A 16,331-nucleotide genomic window follows, 5' to 3' on the forward strand; every position below is an offset into this window, starting at 1 on the left:
ATGAAGCTGTATGATTACGATTACTTCTTTCTTCCGCTCAGCCAATCCGTAAATAATGCATAATCCTGTTCCACTTGATCGGCATAGGAGAGCGCCCAATTCGCGATCGAGGTACAAAATGAATCCTCATCATTGCCCATCGCCTTCACGATTTCAATTTCGCTGTGATAGGCCAATATCCCTTGTACCACATCAACATCGGCACGCGCATGCAGCTTGGCTGTCAGCCTTCCCATCGTAGCCGTCACAGACAGCAGGTCACCTGCTGTTTCAAGCGCTTCAAGCTTAAGCTTTTTCTTATACGGAGAACGCTCCCGCACATAAAATTGCCGATCCCCGAACGACAGCCACCCGAGATAAGGATCTGCCTCGTGATGCATCGCTTTCTGCGTCATCGTTACCCGTTTCCCCTGATGCTGGAACATCGACCAGAACGTCTCATCGTAAGCCATAAAGTAGGCTGGAACCGGAACACGCACTTCTTTTACCTCAAGTACGATATCATCCCCGCCCTGCTCTTCCTCGCCCGCTTCAATTAATACATAAAATCGGTCAAGGCCGATAGAGGCCGTGCCTGAACCATGCTTTACCGCAATATCCTTCACTTGAAAATGGCGCAATTCCGCCGCGTCATCCGCTGCGACTGTAGTTAAATACATCGGCCAAGCCTCAAGCAGCTCTTCACGCTCCTTGTCGGTCGGCGAAACAATTTCATCGGTAGTAGCAAACTGGCGGTGCTCCTGTACAAGCGCAGTAACCTTCTCCAAGAAATGCTGGTCTTTACGCTTTTGCAGCTTTTTAAGAAGCTTCTTTACGGGACCCTCGGCCCGTTCCATATCTATCGCATAGGTACCCGGGTTATCCTTGCCTTTCACAAAACGGCGCATTTGCTTCGAATAAGCCTGCAGATATGCCTCTATTGCGCCGATCTGACTGTCATAAGGCTGCCCCTTCAGCCTGCCGACCAACGCAATGCTTACAGACATCCGCATCAGATCATATAAATACGAGCCCAAATAACCCTCATCGAAATCATTCACATCATAGACAAGCGCACCGCGTTCATTGCGGAAAGCGCCAAAATTCTCGAAATGCAGATCGCCCTGAATCCAGGTTGGGCGGTTGATTGGTGTATGGTATGGAAACCACTCCCGCGACACATCGAAATAAAATAAATAAGCGCTTCCGCGAAAGAAGGAAAAAGGCGTTTCTGACATTTTAATATACTTTTCTTCACGCTTGCTGCGCTCCAGCCTCATCAATTTCTGATCGAATTCCTGAAAAATCGCGGATAATGTCCGCCTTCTTAGCTTGTTTTGGGTCAACTTCACTCGTTCAGTCAGCTTTGGATCCATACGTCTCTCCCCCATTTACACTATGAATCTACTTTTTGCAGCCTCATGTAATCACTAATCATAGCAAGACGCCACGGCACGATCATGCCAAACGCAAGCAAATAGAAAATAGCTCCGGTTTGCGGTATCGACATATACTGCTCCACGACGCGATGCAAGGACAGCCGTATGACGAACAGGGTCATCATAATGAAGATGAATGCCTTCGAGCGTCTAACATAAATTTCGGATTCCACGCGCTCCAATCGTGTCGTTACGATTAATGGAAATGCGAAGATCAGCAATCCCGTTAAGAAAGCAGACAGCCCCCACACCCACGGAATATGAGTGGCAGAGAAAGCAAACATAATGAAGCCCGTTGCCATGCCTAGCGGCGGAATCGCGATTTTTCGCAAAGTGGTCGGCTTTTTTCCTGCACGGATACGAAATATAATAAGTGTGAGGCCAGCTATTGCCGATACGATGATCGAGCCGATTTGGATCAAGTGTGTTGACAGCAACACCGCATCCTCCCCCGTTTCATTGAAAACATATTCTATTATTTCTTTCATCGTACTGTAAAACCATACGCACTGCAAATGATGTATGGCTTAGGCACCCCTAGCGAATGTAACCGGAAAATAGGTGGCTAGTCTAGGCTTTGACATTCTCTGAAAAACGTTCCCCTATTCCGCTTAATCCGTATCCTTAAGACGGAATGCCTTCGGTGATATGCCCTCCTGCTTTTTGAATACCTTGCTGAAATATTTCTCGTCATGAAACCCGACCATTTCAGCAATTTTGGCAACACGCAAATTGGGATTGACCATCAACAGCTTGGCTTTATCGATCCGTATGCCTGTTATGTAGTCGGTAATGTTGATGCCATATTCCTGTTTAAACTTGCGGGACACATATTCGCGGCTGACAAAAAACCGCTTCGCGATATCCTGCAGGGATAGCTCTTCCCTGTAATGCTGGTCAATAAAACAGGCTATATCGCTCATTTTCGTTTTCTCCTGCGCTTGGCGCTGAACGATTGCCTGCGATAAACGCTGCAGAAGCCGGTAAGACCATTCACGCCAATCCTGCAGCGAGAAGGCGCCCGCATTCACATAAGGAGAACTATCCGCCAGCTCTTCTGCGCTCAGCAGCGCATCCTCTTCGACGGCCTGCCGGCCCGGAGCCTCACGAAGCAGCCTGGCGCAAAAAAGCAAAACCGCAGTTTTATATTCGTCCAGCATATAAGGTGAAATATGGCCCGTTAAACGCGCCGCCTCCAGCCAGCGTCCCGATGCAGCAGCCAGCTGTTCATTAATTCCGCTAAGCGCCGCGACCTTCCACTCCTCTTCCCAATCCGAGAAGGCGATTCGTTTCACATTCTTATCTTCCTCGCAGCTGTGCAGATAATCATTTGCGGACAGTGCGTTTCGCCCCGATAATGTAGCTAATGCTTCTTCATATTGAACAGGCATAGCTTCCGGGAAATCGCCTGCTTTGCTCAGTCCCGCATGCATACGCCGCTGCAGCGTTATAAATATGCCTTCATTAATATCTTGAAGGATAACAGGCAGCTGCTCATTCTCTCCCCACACGGCAATGACGATCTCCGTCGGCGCTCCCCAGTGCCGAAACGCGACGCCGCGTTTCTTGGGGATTAGAAACTCATTACATATATTTATAATCGCAAAATGCAGCAGATCGCTGTCCCAGGCAAATCGCTCTTGAAGCTGCTTATCGCTTGCATCAACCTGCAGCAGCGCAAGCCGCGCCTTCATTGTCCCTTCAGGAATGAGCCCTTCCTCCTGCAGCCTCCGCACAGCCATTTGCGCCGTTTTCGGTTCATTGATGAGCCCCGTCAGAAGCTTCTCGCCATATACCGGCTTGAATTCATTGAGCCGCATGCTCTGCTTCTGCCGATCAGTCCGCTCTTGCTGCTCCTGCCGCCACTGTGATGCAGCTTTTGCAACCGCCGCATTGATTGCCTCCGGCTCAATCGGCTTCAGCAAATAATCGATTCCGCCATGGCGCACCGCCTCCCGAACGAAATCAAAATCGCCGCGTCCGCTCACTACAATAAACTTCACCGTGCCCGCAAACTCATTGACGGCAGCCATCAGATCCACGCCGCTTCCTTCCGGCATCATCATATCCATGATGACAATGGCTGGCTTGTCCTGTCTCATCCGCTGAATCGCTTCAAAACCGCCGCCAGCCTCTTCTATTTCCGTAATCCCATGCAGTTCCCAGTTCACAAGCAGCCTAACCGCTTTTCTTACACGGGCCTCATCATCCACGATTAACGCTTTCATCCTTTTCCCCTCCCTTCTCCAGCATCCTCTTCATAATTAGCGTAATCTTTACCCCTTTTGGCTCTATATTCTCAACCTCAAGCCGTGCTTCGTCTCCGTACACCATACGCATGCGGGAGAGTACATTGTTTAATCCAATCTTAGGCTCTGCGCCAGCCTGAGCCAGCATGACGGAATGACCTGCACTGACCCCCTTTGAATCTTCGCTGCGTTCATGCTCTCCTCCCGCAGCTTCATCCAGGACAACTTCCCGAAACTGAACGCTGGCAAGCTCCCGCCGCAGCTCCGACAGCCGTTTCTGCGGAATCGCTGCTCCGTTATTTTCAACGATGATCTCTAACAGGCCGTCGTCCTCGTGCAGCCGCGCCCGCAAGGAAAGCTGGCCATCCTCCGCAGACTTGTCCATGCCATGCTTAAAATAATTTTCAATAACGGGCTGAAGCAGCATTTTCGGCATTTCTGCGCTGAGCAGCGAATCCGCCACTTCGACTTGAAATTCAAACCGGTTCTCATAGCGCTCTCTCTGAAGCTCAACGTATGCTTTCAAATGAGTAAGCTCATCCCTCAACGTAATCGTCTTTGCTTCATTATCCATGCTGTAACGCATCATCCGGGCAAGCGCAGACAGCAGCGCATATATGCGGGGCACACCTAGCTCCAGCGCCAGCGTTCCAATGATTTGGATGGTGTTATTCAGAAAATGCGGATTGATCTGAGCCTGCAGCGCCCGCAGCTGATTAGTCTTGTTCGCAAGCTCCAGCTTGTATTCGCGCAAAATCAAATTATTTATCGTGTCCATCATGCTTCGGAAGCGCACAACGACCAATCCGATCTCATCATTGCCCGAGTGTTGTATGGGCACATTCAAATTTCCAGCCTGAACCTGATTCATATAACGGACGAGCTGCTTTATCGGAGCCGTTATACGGAGAGAAACAACAATCGTCGCTGCTGCGATAACAGCAAGAGACAATGCAAGCAGAAGCAAATTAATGGCCGCTGCCTGATTGGCCTCCCGAATGAGATAAGAAGTAGGAATACGCTTTACAATCGTCCAATTCGCAATCGATGCTTTTACGCGTTCATAGACAAATAACGCGCCGTCCTGCTCAAAATGACCGCTTCCCTCGTCACCGCGTGCCAAAGCCCCGTCATACCATGCAGCCTTAAGCGGCTTTCCAAGCAGCGCTTCATCATCCGCGAATATCACATTGCCGTTATTGTCGACTACGTACAAATCTTCCTCGCTGCGGTCATAAAGCTGCAATACGATATCCGTAAGCAGAGAAAGCTTCACGTCTATCGAGACATAACCTAGCTTTTCATTTGAAGGGATAAGCTCGATGCGGCGATGCAGCGTAAATACCATTTCGCTCGGCTGCTGAGGCTGCAGGGAGGAGAAGCCGTAGGTGTGGCTCCTATGCGTAGGCTGAAGCGCTGTGCTCTCCCCGCTTCCTACATAAGCATCCAGCTCGGAGAAAGGTTCAATATCATTTGCCCGTTTGGCGCCCGCTACATTCGTAACGATCGTTGCCCGCTTGCCAAGGCTTGCGTACAAATACACCTGATGCACATCCGGCACGGATGACTTCATGTACGACATCGCAGCGAACACGCGGCTATCCGTTTGAAAATCCTCTAGCCCCGTCTGCAGCTGCCGGTAAAGCTCAGCATCCGAATAAACGTTAAGCGAGCCGAGACTCAGCTCTTCCAGCACCCCGGTCACGTTCCGCTGACCTTGATACAGCAGGTTTTGCGTATCCTCCAGTGCCCTTTCCTTCATCGAGTGAGTCGTATAGCTGTAGGAAACGATCATCGTAGTCACGATGGGAACAATCGTCGCAAACAACATAAAAACGATTAATTTTGTTCGTATACTATTAAATTTCAATGGTAAACCGCCTCCGTTCCCGATCAATATATTGCACCTGACCGGTCACATCCGTCGGTGTTTATCGCTTTCTGAGACTTGCATAATTAAACATACAATAGTTTTCTGGTGAAAAGAAAGGGGAGTTCTTCGATGGGCAGCAAGAGAATGTCCGGATGGTGGCCGCAATTAGTATTCGTGGGACCCGTTACCATCTTTTTTCTACTTATTATGATTATCCCGTTTCTGCTTGGCATGTACTACTCGTTTACCGATTGGAACGGCGTAGCAGGAACTGTAAACTGGGTTGGCTTCGATAACTTCAAACAAATCTTTACGAATGATGCCGATTTCTGGTCTTCCTTTTGGTTTACGATTCGCTTTACAATCGTCGGCGTCCTCTTAACCAATCTTGTCGGCTTCTTTCTAGCTTACCTGCTGACGAAGAAGCTGAAATCCCGTAATGTGCTGCGGACGATCTTCTTTATGCCGAACGTCATCGGCGGTCTGCTGCTCGGCTTCATTTGGCAGTTTATCTTTGTAAAAGGATTCTCAACCGTCGGCGATATGACCGGCTGGTCGTTCTTCAACCTTCCGTGGCTTGGGGATGAAACGACGGGCTTCTGGGGCATTACGATGGTATTCGTATGGCAATCGGCCGGTTATCTGATGGTTGTCTATATCGCTTCCCTAACGAATGTATCGAAGGAAGTGCTTGAAGCCGCTGAGATCGACGGAGCAACGCGCATGCAGGTGCTTCGCAGCATTATTTTACCGCTCATCATGCCTGCGATCACGGTTTGTTTGTTCCTCGCCATCTCTTGGTCATTCAAAATGTTCGATCTCAACCTGTCGCTCACCAAAGGCGGACCGTTCAAATCAACGGAATCCGTTGCGCTTAACATCTATGCCGAGGCGTTCCAGAACAACCGCTACGGTCTCGGTACGGCCAAATCATTAATCTTCTTTATCGTCGTTGCGGTCATTACGCTCATTCAGGTTCGAGTCACCAAGAGCAAGGAGGTTGAAGCTTAATGGATACCAAAAAATATACCGGAAAGCTGTTCATCACCGAAGCAGTTATGATCCTCGTCGGCCTTTTGTTTCTCGCGCCGTTCTATTTCCTGCTTGTGAACTCGGTCAAGCCCTTCGGCGAGATCATGACCAATTCAGCCAGCTGGCCGCAGGTTTTTAACTGGGAAAACTATTCCCGCGCTTGGAAGCTGACGCGCTTTCCGCAAGCTTTTAGCAATTCGATGATCATCACGGTTGTGACCGTCGTCCTGACTGCGCTTATCAGCGCCATGGGCGCATACCGGATGGTTCGGGCGAACACTCGCTTTAACCGCGTTTTGTTTATGTTTTTTGTAGCAGCTATGGTTATTCCGTTCCAGTCGATCATGATTCCTTTGCTAAAAGTTGTGAACATGCTTGGCGTCAACAATAGTATGTACGGTCTTATTATGTGTTATCTCGGACTCGGCGCTCCGCTTTCGCTGTTCCTGTTTCACGGCTTCATCAAAGCGATTCCTCTTGAAATTGAAGAGGCAGCGACCGTTGACGGCTGCAATCCGATTACCGTGTTCTTCCGGATCGTATTGCCCCTGCTTAAGCCGATGCTGATGACTGTTATTATTTTGAACTGCCTATGGGTGTGGAATGATTACTTGCTTCCATCGCTTATTTTGCAAAAACCCGACATGCGGACGATTCCGCTCGCGACCTTCGCGTTCTTCGGTCAATATACGAAGCAATGGGATCTTGCGCTTCCGGCGCTCGTGCTCGGCATTGCTCCAATCGTAGCTTTCTTCCTGCTGTTGCAGCGTTACATCGTTGAGGGAGTAGCGGCAGGTTCGGTTAAAGGCTAACGCTTGTAATTGAACAGTCGATTCCATATAATAAACCATTAATCAAGGGGGATTTACATCATGAATAAAAAGCTGACTATGCTAACGCTTAGCCTCGTGCTGGCAATGAGCATCGTGTTGACCGCATGTGGCGGCAGCAGCAACAACGAAGGCGGCAATACAACGAAAGATGAAGTAAAAACGGTAACGATCTTTCAATTTAAAACCGAAATCGTTGAAGGACTGAACGAATTGGCGGTTGAATTCAATAAAGAATACCCGAATATCAAGCTTGATATCCAAACCGTTGGCGGCGGTGCTGACTACGGCGCTTCCCTAAAAACAAAATTCGCTGCCGGCGATGCTCCTGATATTTTCTCCAACGGTGGTTACGCAGAAATGGAAATGTGGCTGGACAAGCTCGAGGATCTATCCGACCAAGCATGGGTGAAGGATCTTGTGCCTTTGGCTGCCGAGCCTATGACCAAAGACGGTAAAGTATACGGTATGGCGATGAACCTTGAAGGCTTCGGCTATATCTATAACAAGGATCTATTCACAAAGGCAGGCATTACCGAGCTTCCAAAAACGTATTCCCAGCTTGAAGCAGCAGCAAAAACGCTAAAAGCAGCCGGCATTACGCCATTCGCTAACGCTTATCAAGAGTGGTGGCTGATCGGTAACCAAGGCATCAACCCTGCATTTGCGCAGCAGCCGGATGTAAATGCCTTTATTGCTGGCCTGAACGACGGCTCCGCAAAAATCCCAGGCAACGAGAAATTCGCGGATTGGGCTAAGCTGATGAAGCTTACCATTGATTACGGCAACAAAAACCCGCTCACGACCGACTACAACACGCAAGTATCGCTATTTGCAAGCGGTGAAGCAGCGATGATGCAAGAAGGCAACTGGGCGCAGGTTCAAATCGACAGCATCAATCCCGACCTGAACCTTGGCGTATTACCAATGCCGCTAGGCGAGGATGCTGCAGCGAATGACAAGCTGAATGTCGGTATCCCGGCTAACCTTGTTATCAACAAAGAATCAGACGTGAAGGAAGAAGCTAAAACGTTCCTGAACTGGCTCGTTACTTCCGATATCGGTAAAGAATACATCGTTAAAAAATTCAAGTTCATTCCGGCTCTGACTACGATTACAGCTACGCCTGAGGATATGGGCGACATCGGTACTGAGGTTTACAACTATGTACAAGCAGGTAAAGTGCTTGGCTTGCAATCCTCGAAATACCCGGATGGTGTAACGCAGGAATTCGCCAGTGTGATCCAGCAGTATATCGCAGGCAGAATCGATGAGTCTGCTTGGGAAACTGGCATGCAGGGCGCATGGGATAAACTGAAGAAATAAGTCTTTTTGAATGTGAACGGCCGTTTAACCGTCCGAAAGGAGGTTAGGCGGCTGTTTTTTTGCTGCTATGAGCGTACAAAATAAACCATATGGTATGATGAAGAAATCATTTTCAAACGGCAATTTAGATAAGGACATAACTTTCAAACAGCAGCTTATCATTAGTGGCTTACAAAAAACAGCATCGTTGCTTAGGAGAGCGGGAGGCGATTATATGGTGACGAAAGTCGCGTTAGTAAAACCAACTATGGCATTGAAGGCCGCTTATTTATCTTTTTACCAGGAATGGGTGGAAAGCGGAGAAGATATGGTGCCGTGGGTGATTAGCAAAGCCCCTGACGATTTTCAAGGCATGCTCCAGTTTTTAGAGGCTAACGAAAAAGGCGCGAATTTACCAAAGGGCTGGGTACCGGACTCTACCTTTTGGCTCGTAACGGATGACGGGCGGATTGTCGGTGCGGTCAACATTCGACACGCGCTTACCGATAAGCTGCTCAATAGCGGAGGACATATTGGCTATGGCATACGTCCCTCGGAAAGGCGTAAAGGCTACGCCACTGCGCTCTTAGCTTTAGCTTTGGAGGAGGCTCGTCAGCTCGGCATTAGTAAGGCTCTGGTCGTATGCGACGAGAGCAATCTCGCCTCAGAGAGAACCATCGTACGTAATGGCGGAGTACCCGATACTTCGTATACCGAGGAAAACGGCAATGTAATCAAAAGGTTTTGGATATCGTGCTTTTCTTAGTCCAAATAATCCAAGAAATCACGAGCCAGCTCATATCGAACGATTCGTTTTCCGGTGCCGCGGTAAAAAGGCTGCAGCCACCCTCTTGCGCATAAGTTCCGCAGATGATGAACAGCCGTTTTGTGATCCATGCCAAAATGCCGCTCCACATCTTTCGGTCGAATAGGCTCCACTTGCTGGACGGCGAGGCGTATTATCTCTTTTTCGGCAAGCTGTGTGCGGGAAATCTGAGCCTGCCCTGGCTCAAATCTGCTGAGCACCATCCGAAGCATCGTCATGCAAAGCTCCGGGTTCTTCTCTACATCATCGTATGCAAATGAGATAACATGATAGCCCATCGCGAACATAAAGGTTTCACGGTTTAGCTCATTGGAATATTTTTGTCGGTCCATGTCGCGCACATGCGAAGCAAAACCTTTGATTTCAATAATAAGCTTTATTTTCCCCGGCAGCAGCCAAGCAAAATCAGCGAAATACGACCTGCCTCTCCAATCGATTACTTCATACTCGGGATGCAGATGCTGGAAGCTGCCCCGCAAAGGCCACCAAACGTTCCGTAAAAATAAAGTTTCCGCATGCCCATGTCCTCTCTCCAGTCTGCCGCGGCGCTCCCCCTTCCTATTCTCGACATGATATTGAATAAATGAGCGTTGTGCCTCATCATACGCCATATTCATCAACCTCCCTGAAAATAGAAAACGTCCCGGTATTACTCGCGCAGGAGTAACAACGGGACGTTCTTCGTCTCTTTAATCTAATTATAGGACATCAAAGTTGAGATGACTAGTCTCTTTGCAGAAAAATGCTGCTGAACGAGATTACCAAACTTTTATTGAATAGAGTAAACGGATGCCTTAGATATTTAACAGGAATTTCTCCCGTTAAATATTCCTTTTCTGTATGTATGACAGCTTACCTGGAATTTCTCCTGCTAATTTCCTCAGAATGCTCCAAAAGCAGCTCAATACAACAAATTAACAGGAGGTTTTCCATCTAAGTGGCTGGTAGGAGCTCATATTGAGCAATTAACGGGAGTTTTTCCAGCTAATTAAACGGAAGGAGCACTAGATACGTATTTGTACTTGAGGTCACCATTAAGTTATCCAAATCTTATTTCGAATAGAGTGATCGGGTTGCCTATGAGATTCCTCATTTAACAGGAATTTCTCCCGTTAAATTTTCCTTTTCTGCGTATTTGACAGCTTAACTGGAATTACTCCTGCTAATTTCCTCAGAATGCTCCAAAAGCAGCTAAAACAACAAATTAACTGGAGGTTTTCCATCAAAGTGGCTGGTAGGAGCTCATATTGAGCAATTAACGGGAGTTTTTCCAGCTAATTAAACGGGAGGAGCACTAGATACGTATTTGTACTTGAGGTCACCAGTAAGTTATCCAAATTTTATTTCGAATATAGTGATCGGGATCGGATGCCTATGAGCTTCATTATTTAATAGGAATTTCTCCTGTTAAATGATCCTTTTCTGCATGCAGGGTAATCTAACTGGAATTTCTCCTGCTAATTTCCTCAGAATGCTCCATAAGCAGCTCAAAACAACAAATTAACTGGAGTTTTTCCATCTAAGTGGCTGGTAGGAGCTCATATTGTGCAATTAACGGAAGTTTTTCCAGGTAAATAAACTGTGAGAGTATTAAATGTGCCTTTGTACGAGATGGTCCTCGGTAAATCAAGGGACGGCGGAGCTCATATTGAGCAATTAACGGGAACTTTTCCATCTAACCGGCCAGTAGGAGCTCAATTTGAGCATTTGTTCTGGATAGTCACCGGAAAAATGAGCAGATGCCCCACTATTTCGAGGTTTTCTCGAAGCAGCGGGGCTTCTGTGTAATGGCGTTAGAGATGATTATCCCTGCGGCATATACTTGCGGATATCTACGCCTAGGTTTTGCGAAAGCTTCATGCCAAAATTGCGGTCAGCGCGGAAAAAGTTGCAGATGGCGCGGAGGCGGATCTCGTCGTTCGTCTGCTCCAGCTCGCCGGTCACATTGGCAATCAAATTTGCCTGCTGCTGCTCAGACAAGGAGCGGAAGCGCTCGCCCGCCTGTGTGAAATCATCGGTTTTATCGATCTTCTGACGGCCGGCAACCCCTTGAAGAGGCGCATAGGAATCGACGTATGCGGCTGCTTCCATCGGACTCTCCGAGGAGCTGTTTGGCTCATAGTTAACCGGCGAAGGATTAGCCTGCATCGTCATCGCCCCGTCGCGTTGATGGTTGCGTACAGGCGCATATGGACAGTTCACTGGAATGTGGAGGTAGTTTGCGCCAAGACGGTACCGCTGCGCATCCGGGTACGAGAACAATCGTCCCTGCAGCAGCTTGTCCTCGGACGGCTCGATGCCTGGCACTAATGCGCTTGGCGAGAAGGCCGACTGCTCCACCTCCGCGAAATAGTTAACAGGATTACGGTCCAATGTCATCGTGCCTACCTTTTGCAGCGGATACATATCCTCCGGCCATACCTTAGTCGGATCAAGCGGATCGAACGCATAACGATCCATATGCTCAACCGGCATGAGCTGTACATGCAGCTCCCACTCCGGGAATTGCCCAAGCTCAATCGCATTATGCAAATCACGTGTCGCATGATTGAAGTCTTTGCCCTGCATCACGCTCGCTTCATCCGCAGTGAAGTTTCGTACGCCTTGCAGCGATTTCCAGTGATATTTAACATAGGCAGGCTTGCCGGTATCATTGATCCACTTAAAAGCATGTACACCAAAGCCGTCCATCTCGCGATAGGTGGCGGGTGTTCCATCATCCGAGAACAACCAGGTCAGCATATGCGTGGATTCCGGCGAGAGCGTCATGAAATCCCAGTAACGCGCGGGATCTTGAAGATTGGTATGCGGCGCCGGCTTCAAGGAATGGACCATATCGGGAAACTTCATGGCATCGCGAATGAAAAATACGGGCAAATGGTTGCCGACAATATCATAATTGCCCTCCTGCGTATAAAACTTCACCGCAAAGCCGCGTGGATCACGCGCCGTCTCCGGCGAGCCGGTTCCGTTGATAACGGTCGAGAAGCGGACGAATACAGGCGTCTCGGTTCCTGCTTCCTGCATAAAATGAGCCTTCGTATGCTCCTTCATGCTGACCTCCGTGCGGAAGACGCCATGTGCGCCAGCCCCCCGCGCATGTACGACACGCTCCGGAATCCGCTCCCGGTCGAAATGCGCGAGCTTCTCAAGCAAATGGTAATCCTCTAAAAGCGCCGGTCCGCGCTGTCCTACCGTTCGCGAGCTTTGATTATCGCCAACTGGCGTTCCTTGATTCGTTGTCATGTAGTTGTCCATGATAGCACCTCTTCGATTGGTTTATATATTTAGACTTGATCTAAATCCTTAAACCAATCTTAGCGGATAGCTTATTAGCTGTCATGAAAGCAAGATGAACGAAGGATGAATATTTCATGAAAATGATAATGAGACTCCACCAGCCATGAAATTTTTCACATGAGAACGCTGCTGCATGCTAATCGCGAATATCCGCAATTCGGTAGCCTGCGCCCCGCACCGTAACAATATATTTTGGCGATACCGCGCTATCCTTTAATTTTTTGCGCAAGCTCTTAATATGGGCATCAACCAAATTGCTGCCGCCATAGAATTGCAAGCCCCATACCGTATCAAGCAGCGACTCGCGCGACAGCACAGAGCCGTCGGACGACATAAAATGCAGCAGCAAATCATATTCCGTCTTGGTGAGCTCGATGCGCTGGCCAGCCCGGTCTACCGTCATTTTCTTAAGGTCGACCGTAATATCCTTAAAGGTTCGAACATCCGCGTCAACTGCCTTAACTGCCGGTCGGTTCAAAAGCATGCGATTAATTTGTTTTACCGCTTGCTCAGGCTTAGCAGGCCAAACAAGCAGCTCGGCCGCGCCGAGGGCGAAAGTCCCGCGGCTGTCAAATGATTTCTGATCCAGCAGGATCAATACAGGAACCGCATGCAGGTCAGCAGACTCCAGCAATTCCGCGCCTGCCTGCAGCGTATGGCCTGTCGAAGCGTTGACAACGGGTATCGCATCGAAGACAAGCAGCTCCGGCTGCAGGCTTTGAAGCATGCCTTTGTTAAAGTCATGCAGCGAGAAAACATCGAAGCATTCGGATGACAATGCGACGAGCAAGCTTTTTACCCGTTCCGGCATCGGACTGATAATCATAACCCGCTGCGTAATCGAGCATAACATCCCGTTTTGCAGCAGCTCCTCTTCCGAGAAGCTTCCCGCCTCGGCCCTATTCAACGAAGCATTGTCCGTTATGATTGTTTCGTCGCGCATTCTTCGCACACCCCTTCTATTACAACCTGTGCATGCTCGATCCGATATTTCGTTTCTATCGCTACCTTCTGCAGCCACTCGCCAGGCAGCTCCGTAAGCACCTCGTCTACTCGCCCGCATACGGTACACACGATATGCTGATGCTCGTCCGTACGGGCATCGTATCGGCTAACCGCCTCGCCTAGCTTCAGCTCCCTAATCAAACCTGCATCTGTCAAATAACGCAGGGAATTGTACACCGTACCGTAGGCGAAGTTGAAGCCTTTGCCGCGAAGCCGATCAATGACATCCGCCGCGGTTGGATGGTCCGGCGCATGCTGAACGACTTCAAGTATCTCTTTGCGCTGTATTGTTAAGTTGATTTTGTTCACTAGAACATCATTCCTTTATTAATGACTTTAGACTAAGTATAAATTCAATGGCAGAAACGGTCAACCATACCTTGTAATGGTCGTCCTATTACTCTATGAAATAATAATCATTTTTTTGTCGAAATAAATAAACTGAATATTTACAAAATTCAAATAAAGGTGTATACTAAGCCTATATTAAAGGAAAGGGGATAGCCCATTGGACTAAGTTAGCGAAGCATGTCTCATTAACTCGGAAAGGAGTACCGATCGGATTTAAGGACATGCGGGGACAATAGCGAAAGTGATGTAAACGGCCACTTGGAATAACAGGTACTTACGGAAAAGAAGGATTTGAAACAAATCGAAAGGATGTTGATCGAGGTCATTAAAGCTAGGATCGAAGTCGATAAGGTTTGTAACAAATTCGAAAGGACAAAGAAACAGGGCAAGCAGCGGAATGGAGCGTTTGAATAAATTGAATAGTTTTCTACCAAGCACGTGAAGGGCTTCTGGTTATCATAGATAAGCAGAAGCCCTTCTTACGTGTGTTTATAGGATTGGACTCAATAATCTAGAAATCGATTCTTTGAACCGGTTCATAAGCGGCCGCTCTGAATAAATTTCAAGCGTCATCTCCATACTATTTTTCATATCATCCTCAAAAATGCGTTGCAGCTTAGCCGATGTCTGCGTATCATAGATAAACGCATTCATCTCAAAATTCAGCTTGAAGCTGCGGATGTCGAGATTCGCCGTGCCAACCGAAGCGACCTTGCCGTCAATGACAAGCGTTTTCGCATGGAGGAAGCCCTTTTCGAACATATAGCATTTGACCCCGTTGGCAAGAAGCTCCCCCAAATAGGAATGCGTCGCCCAATACACAAAGAAATGATCCGGCATGCTCGGCAGCATGATGCGAACATCGACACCGGATAATGATGCGATCTTCAGCGCCGTCATCAAGCTTTCATCCGGTACAAAATAAGGCGTTTGCAAGCAAATCGTCTTTTTGGCCGCATAAATCATTTTTATATACGCATCCTTAATTTGTTGGTACTCTGTGTCAGGACCACTTGCCACCAGTTGCATTCCGATCGATCCCACATCACTGCTCATGATTGGGAAATACAGCTCGTTCAACGAAATCTGACCCGATGCAGCCAGATTCCAGTCCATGAGAAACTGTGCCTGCATTTGCAGCACCGCGCTGCCATGAACTCTCAGATGCGTATCTCGCCACTCGCCGAAATGCTTGTTCAGCCCTAAGTACTCGTCACCGATATTGAAACCGCCAATGTAGCCAACCTGCCCGTCAATAATAACGAGCTTGCGATGATTGCGGTAATTAATCTTTAAATTCAAATAAGGAATTCGCGATGGAAAAAATGCCGCTTCCTGGCCGCCAGACGCCAGCAAATCATGAAAATACCGCTTCGGCAAACCGGAGCTTCCAATATGGTCATACAGAAACTTTACCTCGACGCCCTCAGCCGCTTTCGCCGCCAGCGCCTTTACCAGCCTTCTGCCCAGCTCGTCGTCGCGAACGATATAATAAACGAGATGAATATGATGGCGCGCTCCCTCTATATCCTTCAGCAAAGCGTCAAATTTCGCATTGCCCTCTGTATAGATTTCTACCGCGTTATTGTTTGTGAACAGCGCGTAGCTGGTTTTCAAATTCATGTAGATCATATCCTGATAGCTTTGCATAGCCGGATCACTATAAGCAATTTCTCCGTCGCGCAGCTGCCGCATCTGTCTCTCGATAGTGTGCTCAATAATGCGCTGACTGTCGCCGAGCAGCTTATAAAGCTTTCTTTTGCGAACCTTCTGCCCCAAGATCAAATACATGACAAACCCGATAACCGGTATGAAGAAAAGAACCATAAGCCAAGCCCATGTCGTGCTCGCGTTGCGCCGTTCAAGAAAGATGACGGTAACCGCCAAAAAGATGTTGAGCAGCATAATAATTGCATATCCGTTTTGCATGATTGCCGTTCGTATAATAAACACCTCAGTCTGATGTAAAAGCTAATGCGATCATACTCCAAGCACGAAGTATGTTCAAGCCTGATTATATGCTACAATTCAAGCAGAACAACCTATTGCTTCATTAATACCGCCATTACATGAGAAGACTTGAAATATAAGCTGATTACAAGCCGGGAACGAATGGCTCTGATTTTATAGAAGACCCGCAGC

Annotated in this window: 13 protein-coding genes; 4 read left to right on the forward strand and 9 right to left on the reverse strand. The window is 48.2% G+C overall.

The annotated features are described in order from the left end of the window. Positions 1–20: 20 nt before the first annotated feature. From AC1DLI_RS07105 to AC1DLI_RS07120, 4 genes are all read right to left on the reverse strand, one after another. Entirely contained in the window at positions 21–1,355 is a 1,335-nt protein-coding gene (locus AC1DLI_RS07105; protein WP_477600941.1) for a DUF2252 domain-containing protein, read from the reverse strand. 20 nt (positions 1,356–1,375) lie between these two features. Next, positions 1,376–1,858 carry a CcdC family protein gene (locus AC1DLI_RS07110; protein WP_477600943.1) on the reverse strand — a complete coding sequence of 161 codons (483 nt, stop codon included), beginning with the start codon at positions 1,856–1,858 and terminating at the stop codon, positions 1,376–1,378. A gap of 171 nt (positions 1,859–2,029) precedes the next feature. Beyond that, complete coding sequence (locus AC1DLI_RS07115; RefSeq protein WP_477600945.1) at positions 2,030–3,646, reverse strand: helix-turn-helix domain-containing protein; 1,617 nt, start codon at positions 3,644–3,646, stop codon at positions 2,030–2,032. After that, on the reverse strand, positions 3,624–5,537 hold the full coding sequence (locus AC1DLI_RS07120) for a cache domain-containing sensor histidine kinase (protein ID WP_477600947.1): 1,914 nt from the start codon (positions 5,535–5,537) through the stop codon (positions 3,624–3,626). Before AC1DLI_RS07120 ends, AC1DLI_RS07115 begins: the two co-directional genes overlap by 23 nt. 132 nt (positions 5,538–5,669) lie before the next feature. Here AC1DLI_RS07120 and AC1DLI_RS07125 point away from each other — a divergent pair, with 132 nt between their 5' ends. The 4 genes from AC1DLI_RS07125 (at position 5,670) to AC1DLI_RS07140 (ending at position 9,473) form a co-directional block, all read left to right on the forward strand. After that, positions 5,670–6,551 (forward strand): carbohydrate ABC transporter permease, encoded by an 882-nt coding sequence (locus AC1DLI_RS07125; RefSeq protein ID WP_477600949.1) that lies wholly within the window; start codon positions 5,670–5,672, stop codon positions 6,549–6,551. Continuing rightward, entirely contained in the window at positions 6,551–7,384 is an 834-nt protein-coding gene (locus tag AC1DLI_RS07130; protein ID WP_477600951.1) for a carbohydrate ABC transporter permease, read from the forward strand. The genes AC1DLI_RS07125 and AC1DLI_RS07130 overlap by 1 nt, the downstream gene beginning before the upstream one ends. Before the next feature lie 60 nt (positions 7,385–7,444). Continuing rightward, positions 7,445–8,728 carry an ABC transporter substrate-binding protein gene (locus AC1DLI_RS07135; protein WP_477600953.1) on the forward strand — a complete coding sequence of 428 codons (1,284 nt, stop codon included), beginning with the start codon at positions 7,445–7,447 and terminating at the stop codon, positions 8,726–8,728. Positions 8,729–8,942: 214 nt separating this feature from the next. After that, complete coding sequence (locus tag AC1DLI_RS07140) at positions 8,943–9,473, forward strand: GNAT family N-acetyltransferase (RefSeq protein WP_477600955.1); 531 nt, start codon at positions 8,943–8,945, stop codon at positions 9,471–9,473. Here AC1DLI_RS07140 and AC1DLI_RS07145 read toward each other — a convergent pair. The 5 genes from AC1DLI_RS07145 to cls form a co-directional block, all read right to left on the reverse strand. Beyond that, positions 9,470–10,144 carry a DUF559 domain-containing protein gene (locus AC1DLI_RS07145; RefSeq protein ID WP_477600957.1) on the reverse strand — a complete coding sequence of 225 codons (675 nt, stop codon included), beginning with the start codon at positions 10,142–10,144 and terminating at the stop codon, positions 9,470–9,472. The genes AC1DLI_RS07140 and AC1DLI_RS07145 overlap by 4 nt on opposite strands. Positions 10,145–11,336: 1,192 nt before the next feature. After that, on the reverse strand, positions 11,337–12,791 hold the full coding sequence (locus AC1DLI_RS07150; protein ID WP_477600959.1) for a catalase: 1,455 nt from the start codon (positions 12,789–12,791) through the stop codon (positions 11,337–11,339). Between the two features lie 178 nt (positions 12,792–12,969). Beyond that, positions 12,970–13,776 carry a winged helix-turn-helix transcriptional regulator gene (locus AC1DLI_RS07155; protein WP_477600961.1) on the reverse strand — a complete coding sequence of 269 codons (807 nt, stop codon included), beginning with the start codon at positions 13,774–13,776 and terminating at the stop codon, positions 12,970–12,972. Continuing rightward, a complete protein-coding gene (locus AC1DLI_RS07160; protein ID WP_477600963.1) occupies positions 13,755–14,147 on the reverse strand; it encodes a Fur family transcriptional regulator in 393 nt (130 codons plus the stop codon). The genes AC1DLI_RS07155 and AC1DLI_RS07160 overlap by 22 nt, the downstream gene beginning before the upstream one ends. 531 nt (positions 14,148–14,678) lie before the next feature. Continuing rightward, a complete protein-coding gene (gene cls, locus AC1DLI_RS07165; RefSeq protein WP_477600965.1) occupies positions 14,679–16,118 on the reverse strand; it encodes a cardiolipin synthase in 1,440 nt (479 codons plus the stop codon). Positions 16,119–16,331: the final 213 nt, after the last annotated feature.

This window comes from Paenibacillus sp. 01T443 (assembly GCF_056398325.1).

Coding starts and splice junctions, on each gene's coding strand:
- AC1DLI_RS07155 (WP_477600961.1), bottom strand. CDS start 13,776: ATGCGCGACGAAACAATCATAACGGACAATGCTTCGTTGAATAGGGCC.
- AC1DLI_RS07125 (WP_477600949.1), top strand. CDS start 5,670: ATGGGCAGCAAGAGAATGTCCGGATGGTGGCCGCAATTAGTATTCGTG.
- AC1DLI_RS07105 (WP_477600941.1), bottom strand. CDS start 1,355: ATGGATCCAAAGCTGACTGAACGAGTGAAGTTGACCCAAAACAAGCTA.
- AC1DLI_RS07140 (WP_477600955.1), top strand. CDS start 8,943: ATGGTGACGAAAGTCGCGTTAGTAAAACCAACTATGGCATTGAAGGCC.
- AC1DLI_RS07145 (WP_477600957.1), bottom strand. CDS start 10,144: ATGGCGTATGATGAGGCACAACGCTCATTTATTCAATATCATGTCGAG.
- AC1DLI_RS07135 (WP_477600953.1), top strand. CDS start 7,445: ATGAATAAAAAGCTGACTATGCTAACGCTTAGCCTCGTGCTGGCAATG.
- AC1DLI_RS07115 (WP_477600945.1), bottom strand. CDS start 3,646: ATGAAAGCGTTAATCGTGGATGATGAGGCCCGTGTAAGAAAAGCGGTT.
- AC1DLI_RS07130 (WP_477600951.1), top strand. CDS start 6,551: ATGGATACCAAAAAATATACCGGAAAGCTGTTCATCACCGAAGCAGTT.
- AC1DLI_RS07150 (WP_477600959.1), bottom strand. CDS start 12,791: ATGGACAACTACATGACAACGAATCAAGGAACGCCAGTTGGCGATAAT.
- cls (WP_477600965.1), bottom strand. CDS start 16,118: ATGCAAAACGGATATGCAATTATTATGCTGCTCAACATCTTTTTGGCG.